This is a genomic window from Saccharicrinis aurantiacus (assembly GCF_947489045.1).
Lineage (GTDB): Bacteria > Bacteroidota > Bacteroidia > Bacteroidales > Marinilabiliaceae > Saccharicrinis > Saccharicrinis aurantiacus.
Genome location: NZ_CANLCN010000005.1, coordinates 37,020 through 52,730 on the forward strand (window position 1 = coordinate 37,020; position 15,711 = coordinate 52,730).

Annotated in this window: 11 protein-coding genes; all 11 read left to right on the forward strand. The window is 38.5% G+C overall.

Annotated elements, in window-relative coordinates; all coding sequences use genetic code 11:
* The first annotated feature begins 28 nt into the window (after positions 1-28).
* On the forward strand, positions 29-2,557 hold the full coding sequence (locus tag QMO11_RS07400; protein ID WP_282036708.1) for a LamG domain-containing protein: 2,529 nt from the start codon (positions 29-31) through the stop codon (positions 2,555-2,557).
* A 341-nt stretch (positions 2,558-2,898) separates the two neighbouring features.
* A complete protein-coding gene (locus tag QMO11_RS07405; protein ID WP_282036709.1) occupies positions 2,899-4,434 on the forward strand; it encodes an SUMF1/EgtB/PvdO family nonheme iron enzyme in 1,536 nt (511 codons plus the stop codon).
* Positions 4,435-4,470: 36 nt separating this feature from the next.
* A complete protein-coding gene (locus QMO11_RS07410; RefSeq protein ID WP_075603486.1) occupies positions 4,471-5,814 on the forward strand; it encodes a Gfo/Idh/MocA family protein in 1,344 nt (447 codons plus the stop codon).
* A 39-nt stretch (positions 5,815-5,853) separates the two neighbouring features.
* The gene (locus QMO11_RS07415) at positions 5,854-7,200 is read left to right on the forward strand and encodes a Gfo/Idh/MocA family protein (RefSeq protein WP_282036710.1); all 1,347 of its coding nucleotides are present in this window, start codon (positions 5,854-5,856) and stop codon (positions 7,198-7,200) included.
* A gap of 46 nt (positions 7,201-7,246) precedes the next feature.
* A complete protein-coding gene (locus QMO11_RS07420; protein WP_282036711.1) occupies positions 7,247-8,464 on the forward strand; it encodes a ThuA domain-containing protein in 1,218 nt (405 codons plus the stop codon).
* Between the two features lie 2 nt (positions 8,465-8,466).
* On the forward strand, positions 8,467-9,276 hold the full coding sequence (locus QMO11_RS07425; protein WP_282036712.1) for a sugar phosphate isomerase/epimerase family protein: 810 nt from the start codon (positions 8,467-8,469) through the stop codon (positions 9,274-9,276).
* Between the two features lie 77 nt (positions 9,277-9,353).
* Entirely contained in the window at positions 9,354-10,034 is a 681-nt protein-coding gene (locus QMO11_RS07430; protein ID WP_282036713.1) for a 3-keto-disaccharide hydrolase, read from the forward strand.
* Between the two features lie 44 nt (positions 10,035-10,078).
* Entirely contained in the window at positions 10,079-11,482 is a 1,404-nt protein-coding gene (locus QMO11_RS07435; RefSeq protein WP_282036714.1) for a Gfo/Idh/MocA family protein, read from the forward strand.
* A gap of 92 nt (positions 11,483-11,574) precedes the next feature.
* Entirely contained in the window at positions 11,575-12,576 is a 1,002-nt protein-coding gene (locus QMO11_RS07440; RefSeq protein ID WP_282036715.1) for a sugar phosphate isomerase/epimerase family protein, read from the forward strand.
* 26 nt (positions 12,577-12,602) lie between these two features.
* Positions 12,603-13,925, forward strand: a complete 1,323-nt coding sequence (locus QMO11_RS07445) for an MFS transporter (RefSeq protein WP_282036716.1) — start codon at positions 12,603-12,605, stop codon at positions 13,923-13,925.
* A gap of 252 nt (positions 13,926-14,177) precedes the next feature.
* Entirely contained in the window at positions 14,178-15,311 is a 1,134-nt protein-coding gene (locus QMO11_RS07450) for a Gfo/Idh/MocA family protein (protein WP_282036717.1), read from the forward strand.
* Positions 15,312-15,711 lie beyond the last annotated feature (400 nt).

Sequence of the window (15,711 nt, forward strand, 5' to 3'; positions counted from 1 at the left end):
TTTTTAGTGAAAATTTTGAGAAAAATCTATGTCTCCCTATCGTTCATACTGTATTCCTATTGTTATACTATTTTGTATTTGTGTACAAAGTGTTTCGTATGCGCAATCGTATGGGGTTAATAAGCGATATGATGAGCAAATTAATTTAATTTGTGATTATGCGTTCGGATCTCAAAATAAATTTAAGAGTATTGAAAGTCTAGTAGAGGGTGGAGCTGATGGATTTATTTTTAAACTTGCCTTAAATGAAGATAGTACTTCAATTGAAGTTCAAAATTCAGGGGGAAGCGGAAAGGATCTTTCCATTGTTTGTAAACAACTCGATCAAATTTGTAAGCAGAACTCTAAAACTGTATTTACCATATTTTTCGATTACAGTTTTAATACTCAAATATTAATTGATTTCTTGCAGCAGCAAGAGTGTTATCGTTATATATGGAAGGATCTTCCATCAAAAGAATGGCCTACTATTGAAACTCTATTGTTAGGTTATAATCAGTTGGTTTGTTTTAGTTTAAATCAAATTTCAGAAAATCCTATGCTCAAAAATTTTTGGGATTATGGGGTTCAGCCTTGCTATTCGTCAGATATTCAGCCTAAGATTAATGGCGAGTTTTGTAGGGGAGATATCAAAAATAAGCTACTATTTATTGATAACTATACCCAATACACCTCTTCGTTAAATTACCTTGATACCAATAGAGATCCCTTTTTTGTTTCGCACGGAATTAATATCTGGAAAAACACCGGCAAAAAAGTTAATTTCATTGTCTTTAGCAGAAGCCGTGGCCATATAAAGGGCTTAAAGCATCGTTTTGGTAACCAAAAAAATATAACAGGAACGATTTCCTACAACCGCGAACCTTTGACTAGAGTTTTTTGGGAAGGCAATTTCAATGCCGTTACCAATGGCAACTTTTGTTTTCCGGCCGTAAAAAATGAAGAAATTGTTCTTGAACCTAGTGCAATGGGATTCAGATTTGTTCCTGAAAAGATAGAGGTAGAAAGTATATCTAAAGATATTGTACAAAACTTTATCGCAATTCCCGTAGATATTCAAGAGGGTTTAGCAGCTTATTTCCCATTTACTGAATCCATTTCAGATGAAAGTAATAATAAGTATAAGGTAATAAATAACGGGGCAGAGCTAAAAGTCGATAACAAGAGAAATAATGTACTTCAGTTTGATGGGAACGCCTATGTTACCTTACCCGAGGCAAGTACGCTTGGCATATCAAATTCTGACTTTACCATAAGTGCATGGGTTAAATTGGCCAGAAATACAGACGAAAAGCAACGCGATTTCTCTGTAATGGGTACTAAAGAAAATTATTATAGAGGAGGACTTCACCTTCAAATCAGAAATAATAAACCCTATTTTGGTTTTTTCTCAAACGATGTTTCAGGAACAACCAATTTGTGTGCTAACCGATGGTACCATATTGTATGGCGCTATAATAAATACAATCAAGAACAAGCCATTTACGTGAATGGCGAATTAGATGGGGCTTCTCTTAATCATCCTCCTTTTGTAAGTAAGTCTAATTTGTTTATCGGACGTTCTATTAGTAAAGATCAACTGTTTGAGGGAAGTTTAGATGATATTATTATTTGGAATAGAGCTCTTGGAGAAAATGAAATATGGAATCTTTATCAAGGCGTATCGTTAATGCCAGAAAGTAGTTTCACCTTTTTTCTTAAAAAGTATGGAGTGGTTTTTGGCAGTATTTTAGTAGTTGTTTTGTTATTGATTTTTATTACACGACGAGTAAAAAAGACTCCTGAAAACAAGAAGTCTACAGAGCCTTCTTTTTTATTAATTGATGAAGAACTTCAAGAGAATAATTCAATTTCATTATTTGGCGAGTTTAGAGTGATAAATAAAAATGGTTTGGATATCACCAATAGTTTTACGCCTCGCTTGAAACAAATCTTTATTTATCTATTACTGAAGAGTAAAAATGAGTCACACGGGGTGAGTTCTGAAGATTTTATTGCTGAAGTTTGGACCGGGTTCGATCGAAAAAAAGCGATTAACAATAGAGGGGTTTCTATTAGTAAGTTGCGTGGTTTACTAAATCAACTCGATGAGATCACCATCATAAATCATCAGGAAAGATGGCGAATAGAATTGTCAGAAAATGTGTATTGTGATTATTACGAGAGTTTAAATTATAGAAAATCTAACTTATTCAGCGATCACCTTAAACTTAATCGTTTTTTGAGTATTGTGCACCGTGGCGCGTTTCTATTCGATAGTAAAGATGCCTTGTTTGATGAAGTAAAAGGTGCCTATTCTAATAAAATTATTGATGTATTGGTGCGCTTGTTATCCGAATTTACCTTAGATCAAAATCCTGATTTGGTAATAAAAATAGCCGATAGAGTATTAATTGTTGACGACCTAAATGAGGAGGCGCTAAAATACAAAGTAAAAGCGCTGTTAGAGATGCATCAGGTAAATGAAGCCCGTTTCCTTTTCAAATCATTCTCCGAACGTTATTCTGAGGTTTATAACGAAGACCTTCCCATATCTTATAAAAGTTTAGTTTCCTAATCTTTTCTATTTCCGCTTAAGCGGGAATTATTTTATATCGTTTAAAAGTTTTCATTTAATTATTTCCTCATTTGATGTGTGATGAAATCCTATCAAAGGCATATCCTGCATCTGTAATCCTGATATTAATTTGGTATTAATATAACTAAGTGTGAATAATCATTAAAAATAATTACACTTTTTTACACTCCCCATAAGTTACAGTTTAATAGAAGTTTATTGTGTGGATTAATGTGAAATTAATATGGAGTTAAGTCGTAAAAAATAGATTTTTAATCACTCAATAATGTCCTAGGCTTATTATAGTGCTCAAATTAAACAACCAGAAAATTTGAACACTAATGAAAAGTAAAACTTGGATTAAATCTTTTTTCCAGAAATATTATGTCATCTTTATTTTCGGTTTCCTCGTTGCTTTTATAGCGCGTCATTTAGGAGGGACTGTAGTAGATTATACTTCAACTAACGAATATTGTTTTTCGTGCCATGTTCATGATCATGCCGAAGAATCTTGGCGCTTATCTGGTCATGTGAATAATGAATCTGGTGTAATTGTAAATTGTGTCGATTGCCATTTACCTCCCGAAGGACATGGCAGGTTATGGGCCAAAACAAAGCATGGTTTAAAAGATGTGTATGGCATCATGTTTAAAGATTCAGCTGATTTTAATTGGGAAGGAAAAAGAACTGTAGCCAAAGCAAATGAATTTACCTACGAAGAATCTTGTTTAAACTGTCATTCTAATTTATTCCCATCAGGACTTTCGGTTAAGGGCGAAGATTCTCATTTATATTACGAGTCAAATAAAGAAGAACTTACTTGTTTAAATTGCCATATGCATACGGGACACTTCAGTGCTGATGCAATACATGCACATAATGTAAACTTTGCTGCTGATGAAAGCGAGAAGGAAGTGTTCACAACAGCAGCTGAGATCACTAAATTCAAAAACTATAAAGAAACTATTCCGGGAAGCACCGTAGCTTTTGATATGGTTGCCATCCCGGCAGGAGAGTTTATTATGGGTAGTCCTAAAAAAGAAGATTACCGACAAGATAATGAAGGCCCTGCTCGTAAAGTGAAAATGAAGCGTTTTTTTATGGCTAAAGTTGAGGTAACGTGGGACGAATATTTAGCCTTCTTCAACGCTACAGCTTCTGAAGGTCGCAAAGAGTCGGTTAAAGTAAGCGAAGTAAAATCAGATGAGGTTGATGCTATTTCAGGAGCCACTCCACCATGGGGTGCGCCCGATCAAGGTTGGGGGAAAGGTCAACGCCCTGCTATAACTATGAGTTTTCATGCAGCAGAGGTTTACTGTAAGTGGTTGTCGCAGGTAACGGGTAAAAAATACCGATTGCCAACTGAAGCAGAGTGGGAGTATGCTGCTCGTGCGGGTTCTCAATCAGCTTATTTCTTCGATGGTGATCCATCTGATTATTCTAAGAAAAGTACATGGAATAAAATATTTGGAGCCGATACAGCAACAATTGCGTCGTACACTATTTTCGATGGAAACAGTAATGGCAAAACCAATGAGCCATCTTCTGTAATAGCCAATCCATTTGGATTGAAGAATATGTTAGGTAATGTGTATGAGTTCTGCTCAGATTATTACCACCCACAAGCTTATGGATTGTACAAAGAAAAAGTTTTAGAGAATCCTACAGGTCCTGCTAAAGGGCGCGAACATGTAATACGTGGGGGTTCATTTGAATCAGATGCAAGCGATTTACGTGCTGCGGCTCGCAGATCAACAGAAACTAAAAAGTGGTTGCAAACCGATCCGCAGATGCCTAAAAGTATTTGGTGGTATTCCGACTGTATTGATGTTGGCTTCCGCGTAGTTTGCGAAGTAGAGGATAATTTACCAGAGTAATTCAGACAAAAAAAGAAAAACATAAACCATAGTTCAATGGCAAAGAAAGAGGTCTCAAGAAGAAGTTTTTTAAAGAAATCAACAGTAGCTACAACTATTGGCGCAATTGGTGTCAGTTCGCTTTTATCATCTTGTGCAAATAAAAAATCACACGAAGAGTTGGGTTTACCTCCTCTTTTAAATAGAGCACCTAAAGGTAAAAAGCTAAAAGCGGGTTTGGTAGGTTGCGGACATAGAGGTACCGGAGCCTTACTTAATTTTTTAAGTACTGGGCCAGGTGTTGAAGTAGGCGCCTTAGCAGATGTTTTTGAAGATAAAGTAGAAGCATGTAAAGATCGCTTGAAGAAATATAAGATTAATGTACCTGATGAAAATTGCTTTGTGGGTTTTGATGCCTATAAAAAATTGATGGACACTGATGTGGATGTGGTTTTATTGGTAACGCCTCCGCATTTCAGACCTGAGCATTTTAAGTTAGCTGTAGAAAAAAACAAACATTGTTTTCTAGAGAAACCAGTGGCTGTTGATCCTGTGGGGATACGTTCTGTAGTGGCCACTGGAAAAAAAGCTAAAGTAAAAGGATTAAATGTGGTAACGGGTACACAGCGCCGCCATCAGCGCGATTATATCGAAACTTACAAACAAGTAGCCAACGGAGCTATAGGTGATATTGTTAGTGCAAAGGCATTTTGGAACCAAGAGCACGTATGGTTTCGCAAACGCCAAGAGGGATGGACCGATATGCAATATATGATGCGTAATTGGAATAACTTCTGTTGGCTGTGTGGCGATCATATCCTCGATACCCATGTGCATAATATTGATGTGGTAAATTGGTTTACTGGTAAAACGCCGCTTAGTGCGGTTGGTTATGGCGGAAGACACCGCAGAGTAACGGGCGATCAATACGATTTCTTTAGTATCGATTTTGATTATGGCAATGGTTTATTTTCCCATAGTATGAGCCGTCAAATAGATAATTGTGCCAATGGAACTGGAGAGCTAGTTGTTGGAACTAAAGGTTATACCAACTGTAAAAACACCATTTATAATCCGGATGGAAGCGTAAAATGGACCTATGAGTATCCTAAAGATAAAGATGGTAAATCAACTAACGTAGTTAAAATATCTCCTTACATACAAGAGCATATTCATTTGGTTACGGCTATTCGAACCAACGAATATGTAAACGAAGCTGAGCAAACTGCCATGTCTAACCTTACGGCGATAATGGCTCGTGAATCTGCTTATACCGGGAAAAAAATTACCTGGGAAGAAATCAGTAAATCAAAATTGCGTCTTGGCCCAACAGAATATCATATGGGAGATATTGATATGGAGTTTCCAGTTCCAATTCCAGGAACCGCAATTAAGTCATAATTAAGTTATCCGAAATAAATCTATTTAAATATCAGTCTAATGAGTGAAAAATCTAATAGTAGAAGAAGCTTTTTAAAGAAAAGTGCAGCCGCCCTAGTTGGGGCTACTGTGTTTCCATCTATTATTCCAGCTTCAGCCATGGGTAAAAATGGTTTTGTAGCACCGAGTAATCGTATCGAAATGGCCCTAGTGGGTTCTGGAGGTATGGGTCGCGGAAATATGAAAAATGCACTTCGAAATAAAGCCGTTGAGCTAGTGGCACTTTGCGATGTTGATAAAAAACAAATTGAGCGATCGCAAAAACTAATTATTGAGTCGCGCGGAAAAAGTGAGGCTCGTGAATACGAAGATTTCAGACAACTATTAGATAACGAAAAATTAGATGCTGCCATATTGGCTTTGCCTGATCATTGGCACTCAATAATTGCATGTAATGTGGCCAATAAAGGCATTCATATTTATGGAGAAAAGCCTTTGGCTCGCACAATAAGCGAAGGTAGAGCCATTGTTGATTCTGTTAACGCTAATAATATTATTTGGCAAACAGGTAGTTGGCAGCGATCTATAAAAAACTTCCGTACAGCAGTTAATTTGGTCAGAAACGGTGTGATTGGTGAAGTTACTCACGTAGAAGTTGGCTTGCCCGATGGACGCAAACCTATTGGTACGCCGGCAATTCAATCTCCACCCGAAGGTGTAAATTGGGATATGTGGCTAGGGCCTGCTCCTAAAGTGCCATTTCGTGGCGTAATGCATTTTAACTGGCGTTGGATAATGGATTATTCAGGAGGACAGTTAACCGATTGGGCAGGGCATCATGTTGACATTGCACATTGGGGACTAGGTTACGATAACAAATCTCCTATAGAGGTTGAAGGCAAGGGTGTTTACCCAATAGAAGGAATTTACAATGTACCTGTTGAATACGATTTTACGTGTAAATATGATACTGGAGTAAATATGCGTGTGGCTAATGCTAGTGCTTATTCAAATCGCAAAGGCAAAGGCACCGATGTAAAAAATAAACGTGGAGGAATGGGTACCGTTTGGTATGGCGAAAAAGGTTGGATACATGTTGACCGAAGTGGTTTGTGGGCAAGTTGCCAAGATATCCTTGATACACCTGAAAGTTTGATTAAAGAGCCGGTTTACTTTAGTGGTAACCATATGGAAAACTTTATTGACTGTGTAAAATCGGGTAAAGAAACCATCACGCCTGCACATGTGGCACACAACTCTATTAGTGTTGGTTTATTGGGAGAAATAGCCATGCTTACCAATCAAAAATTATTGTGGGACGGCAATACAGAGCGATTTACCAATAGCGAACAAGCCAATCGTTTGTTAAGCCGACCGTTCAGATCTCCTTGGCAATTGCCACAATAGCGACTTGCGATTTTAAGCTTATTTCAATGAATTAAAAAATAGAACAATGATTCAATCTATAAAAACCATTATACAATTAGCATTCCTGGTGCTTGTCGTTAGCTTAGCTTCTTGCGGCAAAAAGCAGCAGAACGTATTAATAATTACAGGGCAAAATAATCATAACTGGAAGGCTTCGCATGTGGCACTTCAAAAAACACTCGAAACTTCGGAGTTATTTACAGTTGATGTAGCCATCACTCCAAACAAGGGAGAGGATATGTCGGGGTTTAAGCCTGATTTTACTTTATACGATGTGGTATTGCTCGATTATAACGGCGATAATTGGCCACAAGAAACACAAAGCAACTTTGAAAAATTTGTAAGCAATGGTGGAGGTGTTGTTGTAATACATGCTGCAGACAATAGTTTTCCTGAGTGGGAAGAGTATAATAAAATTATTGGTCTTGGCGGATGGGGCAAACGTAACGAAAAGGATGGCCCTTATGTGCGTTGGCAAAATGGGGAGATAGTACGTGATAATTCTCCCGGAAAAGGTGGAATGCACGGAAAGAAAGATCAATTTGTTGTTGATAATCGAATGCCCGAACATCCTATAATGAAAGGTATCCCTGCAAAATGCATGCACGCATACGATGAGTTATACGCGAAATTAAGGGGGCCAGCTGAAAATATGGAAGTATTAGCTACTGCTTTTTCGCCTAAGAAAACAGGAGGTACAGGTTATCACGAACCTGTATTATTTACCATCAATTATGGTAAAGGTAGGGTGTTTCACAATGTATTTGGACATGTGGGTAAAGACTCGAATACAGTAGCCTTTAAAAGTGCATTTTTTGTTTACACTTTATTAAGAGGTACAGAATGGGCTGCCACAGGAGAAGTTACTCAAGCTTTGCCAGAGGATATGCCAAACTCGGTTACTCCTCTAATATTGCCAAATTATAAGGCATTTACGATAAACGACTTGTTCCGAAATGCATCTAAATATAAAGTGGGCGAGTCGGTAAAGTATCTCAATTTAATATCGGAAAGAATCAAAAATCATAGCGATAATCCTCGTGAGTTAGCAAAAATAGAGGATAAGATAATCCAATTATTAAATGATGAACAAGCAACAGCGGATGCTAAAAATTACTTGTGTAGAGAGTTAAGTTGGATGGGTTCTGAAAATTGTATTTCAGCCTTAAAAGACTTAGAAAACGATGTATTAACCAATGAAATGGCTCAGTTTGCAATTTCTCGTTTAAGCGCTAAAAATTAATTATGAAGAAAGTAGTATCAATTTTAGCTGTATTTATGATGATTGTATCCATCAATGCAAATGCAAAAAAGTGGGAACTAGCCACTCAGGCATGGACTTTTAATCGCTTCATGCTAAGCGAAACTCTTGCTGATATGCAAAAGCTAGGCATCAAGTATATTGAACTTTATCCCAAGCAAAAGTTTTCTGCTAGCGATGATAGAACTACTCATTTTTCGATGCCCGACTCTCAGATTGAGGACCTAAAAGCTATGCTTAAGGCGCATAAAATTAAGGTGGAGAGTTATGGTGTTATATCTCCTAATAAGGAAGCAGATTGGAAGAAGCTTTTTGAATTTGCAAAAAAGATGGGCATTAAAACCATTGTTTCAGAGCCTAAGCAGGAGTTGTTACCAATGATAGATGCCTTATGTGTAGAATATAAGATACGAGTGGCTATTCATAACCACCCTGACCCAACAAGGTATTGGAATCCTGATATTGTGCTAAAGGCTTTGGAAGGCAGAAGTATTTATATGGGTGCATGTACCGATCTTGGGCATTGGACCCGCTCAGGACTTGATGCGGCAGTATGTTTAAAGAAATTAGAGGGCAAAGTTTTTGAAATTCATATGAAAGATGTGAACCGCACCGATAAAAAAGGGCATGCCGTAGTTTGGGGCGAAGGCATTATCGATTGGAAGGCTGTAACAACAGAATTGCATCGTCAGAAGTTTAGTGGAAAATGGGTTATAGAGCACGAGCACAATTGGGAAAATCCAATGCCCGACCTAAAAAAGAATGTTTCATTTTTTAATACATCCATCAAATAGCTATGACTCATAAAATATTAATACCCGTTTTATTGTGCGTTTTCACGCTGAGTGCTGTGGCTCAGAAAAAACATAAAATGAAGCCTCAAGAAACTGAAGATTGGAGCAGAAAACCAGAGGCTGTTATTCCGGGCAAAAAATCAAAAGCACCTTCTGATGCCATTGTTCTATTTGATGGTAAAAATCTTGATAAGTGGCAGAAGAAGGGAAAAGACACTCCGGCTGCTTGGAAAGTAAAAGGAAAGAGCTTTACCGTGGTTCCAAAAAGTGGCGCCATAGAAACGAAGCAAAGTTTTGGCGATTGCCAACTACACATAGAATGGAATAGCCCTACTAAGGATGTGAAAGCCGGTAAAAAAGGACAAGGTTGTGGCAACAGCGGTATTTTTTTAATGGGAAGATATGAGGTGCAAGTGTTGAACTCATTTGAAAACGAAACTTACTATAATGGAATGGCCGGTAGTGTTTATAAACAACATATTCCCTTGGTAAACCCAACTATTGCACCAGGGAAATGGCAAGCTTATGATATCATTTTTACGGCACCAAAATTCAATGCTGATAAATCTTTAAAGAGCCCAGCATACCTTACGGTTTTCTTAAATGGCGTATTGGTCCAAAATCACGCAGAGCTTAAGGGACCCACGGAATACATAGGGCATCCAAGTTATAAATATCACGATGCAAAAGTTCCTTTGTTTTTGCAAGATCACTCAAACGAAGTGAGTTATCGCAATATCTGGATAAGGGAACTTTAATTTAAAAAGTAGGCATCAATATTAACATCATAATTATTAAACCAATGAAAAACATATCTAGAAGAAACTTTTTACGCACATCAGGTACCATGGCTGCCGGGGCAATGATTATTCCAAGTTTGGTGAGTTGTTCAAAAACCGATATTGTTAACATCGCTATTGTAGGTGTCGGCGGCAGAGGACAAGGTAATTGGAACGGACTAATCAGCGAATCTTATAATAAAGAAACCAAAGAACGAGTTTTAAATCCAAAGGTTCGTATTGTTGCCCTATGTGATGTGAGCGAAGAGATGCTTTCAAAAACCAGTAAGTTGATGCCTAACGTGCCAACCTTCAAGGATTTTAGAGTAATGTTGGATGAGATGCATAAAGATATTGATGCGGTTATTGTATCTACTCCAGACCATACGCATTTTGCCGTAACCATGGCTGCCATGGAAATGGGAAAACATGTGTATGTTGAAAAACCTTTGGCACATAATATTTGGCAATTACGCACATTGGTAAAGGCTGCAAAAAAGTATGGTGTAATTAATCAGCTAGGGAATCAAGGGCATGCTTCAAATGGTATCCGTAATATAAAAGAGTGGTACGATCAAGGTTTACTTGGCGAGGTAAAAGAAGTACATGCTTGGTTTAATGGTCCAGACTTTCAAGGGAATTGGTTTGGTAAGCCTGCTACTTATCCGCCAGAAGCACAGCAGGTACCTGCAGGTTTAGATTGGGATTTATGGATGGGTCCTCAAACAATGAGACCATTTAATGAGTGCTATGTGCCGCGCCGTTGGAGAAGTTGGTACGACTTGGGTAATGCTGAATTAGGCGATTGGGCTTGTCATACTTTAGATGCTCCGTATTGGGCACTAGAATTGGGCTCACCAAAGGTGGTACAGCCATTACATGCTGTTCGTAACGAAGGCATGCCAAACGATATTGTTACAGATTCATCGGTTTTAGAATTTCAATTCGGAAAAAGAGGAAATAAAGCTCCTGCCAAATTAACATGGTACGAGGGTGGTAAAAAGCCAGAAAATAGACCAGAGTGGTTAACACATAAGTTAGGCAATAATGGGATGATTATGGTAGGCGAAAAAATGTCGGTTATGACTGGAGGAAGGCCGAATAATGCCCGAATAATTATGCCTAATGAAGATTGGAAAGCCTTCCAGAAAAAGGGTTGGAATCAAACGATCTCCCGTATCCCTGAAGAAAATCAGTATAAAGAATTTATCAATGCCATACGAGGTGTTGGTCCAAAACCCGGTTCTACATTTGAGTATGGCGCAGGCTTAACAGAGATGGCTTTAGTGGGTGTATTGGCACAACGATCAAATAAAAGAATTGAGTTTGATGCTGCCAATATGAAAGTAACAAATCATCCTGAATTAAATAAATACATCAAAGAGCCCGTAAGAAAAGGATGGTCTTATGGCGAAGAATTGTGGTAGAGAATAATTGAATTAAATATTTGTATTAGTTTTTAATAAGGCAGGAGTTGCTACTTATAATAGTGGCCTCCTGCATTTAAACTTTTTATAGAATGAGCAGAAAAGTCACATTATTTACGGGCCAGTGGGCCGATTTAGATTTCGAAATTGTCTGTCAGAAAGCGCAGGCCTTTGGTTACGACGGTTTAGAGCTGGCTTGCTGGGGCAATCACTTTGAAGTGGATAAAGCCGACCAAGCTTATTGTGATGAGAAACTAGCTATTCTCAAAAAATATAATTTAGAAGTATATGCTATATCAACACATCTCGTTGGTCAAGCAGTTTGTGATAGAATAGACGAACGCCATCAGGCAATTTTGCCCGATTATGTTTTGGGCGATGGCGATGCCGAAGGAGTTAGACAAAGAGCGGCTGCCGAGGTAATAAAAACGGCAGAAGCGGCTAAACGACTTGGGGTAAAAATTGTAAATGGTTTTACCGGAAGCTCTATTTGGCATCTTTTATATTCTTTTCCTCCTGCTTCACAGGAGATGATAGATGCGGGTTTTAAGGATTTCTCAGAACGCTGGACTCCCATAATGAATGCTTTTCATGACTTGGGAATTAAATTTGGTTTAGAGGTTCATCCCACAGAAATTGCTTTTGATATTGCATCGGCCGAAAGAGCCTTAAAAGCCATTGGTAATCACCCTGCGTTTGGTTTTAATTACGATCCGAGTCATTTGGGTTACCAAGGTGTAGACTATGTGAAGTTCATTAGTAAGTTTTCTGCGCAAATTGTGCATGTGCATATGAAAGATGTTACTTGGAGCAATACTCCAACTGATGCTGGCGTATTTGGCGGACATACAAATTTTGGAGAAGCAGGCCGCTACTGGGATTTTAGAAGTATGGGGCGCGGAAAAATCAATTTTGAAGAAATTATACGTGAGTTAAACAGAATGGCCTATGCAGGGCCGCTTTCCGTGGAATGGGAAGATGGTGCAATGGATCGCGAACAAGGTGCAACAGAATCGTGTGCATTTGTAAAACAAGTTGATTTTACGCCGTCCAATTTGGCATTTGATGCAGCCTTTGATAAAGAAAATCAGTAATACACCATAAAATCATCTACAACAGTATGGAAAAATCTATAAATAAATCACGCTTGTTTATCGGAAGTTGCTTAGCACTGCTAGTTACTTCGCTCACCTTTGCCATGCGGGCCAAAATAGAAGAAGTATTTGGCCCCGTTTCCGAAGGTGGTATATTCGGATTAAGTAAAGAATCCATTGGTTGGGCTTTTGGTCCTGCCTTTTGGGGATTTACGGTAGCCATGGTAGTAGGGGGCTTTTTAATTGATGTGGTTAAAACAAAGGCCGTAGTATGGGCTGCGTTTTTTTTGCACCTCATAGGAGCCATTGCTTTTATTATGGCACACGATAAGGAAACTCTTTTTATCGCAAATGTATTTATTGGTTTGGGTAATGGATGTGTTGAGGCTGCTTTTAATCCGCTGATCACAACATTATTTCCCAACAACAAAACCACCATGTTAAACCGCTTTCATGTTTGGTTTCCTGGAGGTATTGTAGTGGGTAGTTTGTTAGCCTACTTCATGATGGATACCATGCACATTGGATGGCAAATATATGTTGGAGTTCTATTTATTCCTTTGGCTATTTATGGCTTCTTGTTTTTTAAGCAACTTATTCCCGAAACTGAACGTGTTTCAAGTGGCGTATCCTATAAAGAAATGCTATTGGCAACCGGAGCGCCAGCTACCATTATTGCATCTATCACATTAATGATATTATTGGCCATTGATATTATTCATCTGCCCGAGGGCTGGATGTATTTGGCTCTGATAGGCGGTATTGTTGTAATATCAGCAATTGAGGCCTTGGTGGTGCGTAAAACCAGTATGATTTTTCCAATAATGTTTACACTTATGTTGCTCACTTCGTCAACTGAATTGGTGACTACGCAATGGGTAAATGCCCTTTTAGCCGGAGCAGGTGTAAGTCAAATGTTAATGTTGGCCTTGATTACAGGCATTATGGCTGTGGGACGTTTCTTTGCAGGAGGATTGGTACATCGGCTGAATCCGGTGGGTGTACTATTGCTATCGGCTGTTTTTTCAGCAATCGGAATTTATGCTTTGAGTGTGGTGAACACACCAATTTTAATAATTGTAGCCTCTGTATTATTTGCCATCGGGGTAACCTACTTTTGGCCTACCATGATTGGTTTTGTGGCTGAGTATATCCCCAAAAGTGGTGCCCTTGGCATGTCCTTAATGGGCGGAGCAGGTATGGTTTCAGTAGCTATGTTTTTGCCGGTAATGGGTAGAATTATGCAAGAGAATAATGAGAAAGTAGCTTTGCAAAGTATTGGTGTGTTACCAATTATTTTAATAGTCGGCTTTGTTATTTTGTATTCTACTTATAAGAAGAAGCACTAAGTTATGTTGATGATTTTAGTTACGTATTGGGGTTTCACCCCAAACCCGACTTACTTTTCTTTCCTTGATGAAAGAAAGTAAGCAAAGAAAATCAAGGCTGCTTTACAAAAGGTTTTCTTATTTAATTAAAGCTTAAGTGCGGCCGAGTGATTTTCGAGCGAAGCTCTCAACTTCTCGGTCTTACTAAAGCTTTAATTAAAACAAAAACTTTTTGTAAAGAGGCCCCAAAAAGAACCGAAAAAAAAGAAAACAATGAAAAAGATAAAACTAGGAATGATTGGCGGTGGTCCGGGAGCTTTTATTGGCGATGCACATCGCCGAGCATCGCGCATTAGCAATTCTTATCAATTAATAGGAGGTGCTTTTAGTTCCGATTATGAAAAGTCGAAACAATTTGCGGCGGAAGAAAACCTAGATATCAATAGAGTTTACACTTCGGTGGATGATTTTATTGCTGGAGAATTAGCCCAGAATAAGGAAGATAGAATACAAGCTGTTGCCATAGTAACTCCGAATGCTTTACATTTTGAGGCTGCTAAAAAATTACTTGAGAACGGATTTCATCTGATTTGCGAAAAACCCATGACTTTTACTGTTGATGAGGCTGTGGTATTGGAGAAAATTGTAGAGGAAACCAATTTAACCTTTGCTTTGGCACACACTTATACAGGTTATCCTATGGTGCGCCAGATGAAGGAAATAGTAAAGTCGGGCGCCTTGGGAACCATTCATAGGGTAGATGCGCAGTATTATCAGGGATGGGTAAATTCTATTATTCAGGGTACCGATTCGGGCATTACAGGGGTATGGCGACTAGAGCCTGAGCATGCTGGTATGAGCTCTTGCATGGGCGATATTGGTGTGCATGCTTTTAATATGATAGAATATACCACAGGCCTAGAGGTGAAAAAAGTATTGGCCGATTTAAACAATGTAAAAGAGCACGTGCAGCTCGATTTGGATGGCACTGTGCTATTAAACTTGGGTGATAATATAAAGGGTGTATTGCGCTCGAGCCAAGTGGCAGCCGGCGAAGAGAATAACCTTAGCATAGGTATTTACGGTTCAGAGGCCAGCTTAAAATGGAGCCAAGAAGACCCGAATTTTCTTTACATGTTGAGTGATTCAGAACCCACTAAGGTGTATAAACCTGCGCATGCCTATAATAGTGCTTTTGCCGAGGCCAGTCATGTTATGCCATCGGGGCACCCAGAGGGAATTTATGAGGCGCTTGCAAATATATACGAGGGGGCTGCTAAATCAATTCGTGGCGATGAATATGTAATTGGAGAATTTCCAACTGTATTGGATGGAGTAAGGGGAATGAAGTTTATTAGTAATGTTGTTGCTTCCGATAAAGAGGGTAATGTGTGGAAGGAGCTTTAATACCTAAGCGCCTCGTCATGGCCAGGTAGATGGCCATCTCAAGGCGAGATGCAAAATGTAAAAATGTCTTAAGATTGCTTCGTACCTGCCAATGAAGCAGTTTATATTTGATTATTAAGTTTACCATGTATAGTGAAAATTATACTGAATAGGTTCATTTATAGGCATTGTGATCGCCTAGAGCATCCTATTAAGGTGTGAGAAGGTCATAATGTCATGAAAAAGTGATATAACATATACCTAGACACGCATGTTGTCATGAAAAAGTAAAAAAACGTACATATAAACAGTCATTCCGTCATGAAAAAATATCATTCCGTGCATCCGAACAGTCATAGTGTCATTTAAAAGTGATATTAGGCTAATAGTCGATTAAGACTAGAAACTAACAAACTATAAA

What these genes read in the sequence shown, in the direction of transcription:
- QMO11_RS07400 (WP_282036708.1), top strand. Translation starts at nt 29, where the DNA reads ATGTCTCCCTATCGTTCATACTGTATTCCTATTGTTATACTATTTTGT.
- QMO11_RS07405 (WP_282036709.1), top strand. Translation starts at nt 2,899, where the DNA reads ATGAAAAGTAAAACTTGGATTAAATCTTTTTTCCAGAAATATTATGTC.
- QMO11_RS07410 (WP_075603486.1), top strand. Translation starts at nt 4,471, where the DNA reads ATGGCAAAGAAAGAGGTCTCAAGAAGAAGTTTTTTAAAGAAATCAACA.
- QMO11_RS07415 (WP_282036710.1), top strand. Translation starts at nt 5,854, where the DNA reads ATGAGTGAAAAATCTAATAGTAGAAGAAGCTTTTTAAAGAAAAGTGCA.
- QMO11_RS07420 (WP_282036711.1), top strand. Translation starts at nt 7,247, where the DNA reads ATGATTCAATCTATAAAAACCATTATACAATTAGCATTCCTGGTGCTT.
- QMO11_RS07425 (WP_282036712.1), top strand. Translation starts at nt 8,467, where the DNA reads ATGAAGAAAGTAGTATCAATTTTAGCTGTATTTATGATGATTGTATCC.
- QMO11_RS07430 (WP_282036713.1), top strand. Translation starts at nt 9,354, where the DNA reads ATGAAGCCTCAAGAAACTGAAGATTGGAGCAGAAAACCAGAGGCTGTT.
- QMO11_RS07435 (WP_282036714.1), top strand. Translation starts at nt 10,079, where the DNA reads ATGAAAAACATATCTAGAAGAAACTTTTTACGCACATCAGGTACCATG.
- QMO11_RS07440 (WP_282036715.1), top strand. Translation starts at nt 11,575, where the DNA reads ATGAGCAGAAAAGTCACATTATTTACGGGCCAGTGGGCCGATTTAGAT.
- QMO11_RS07445 (WP_282036716.1), top strand. Translation starts at nt 12,603, where the DNA reads ATGGAAAAATCTATAAATAAATCACGCTTGTTTATCGGAAGTTGCTTA.
- QMO11_RS07450 (WP_282036717.1), top strand. Translation starts at nt 14,178, where the DNA reads ATGAAAAAGATAAAACTAGGAATGATTGGCGGTGGTCCGGGAGCTTTT.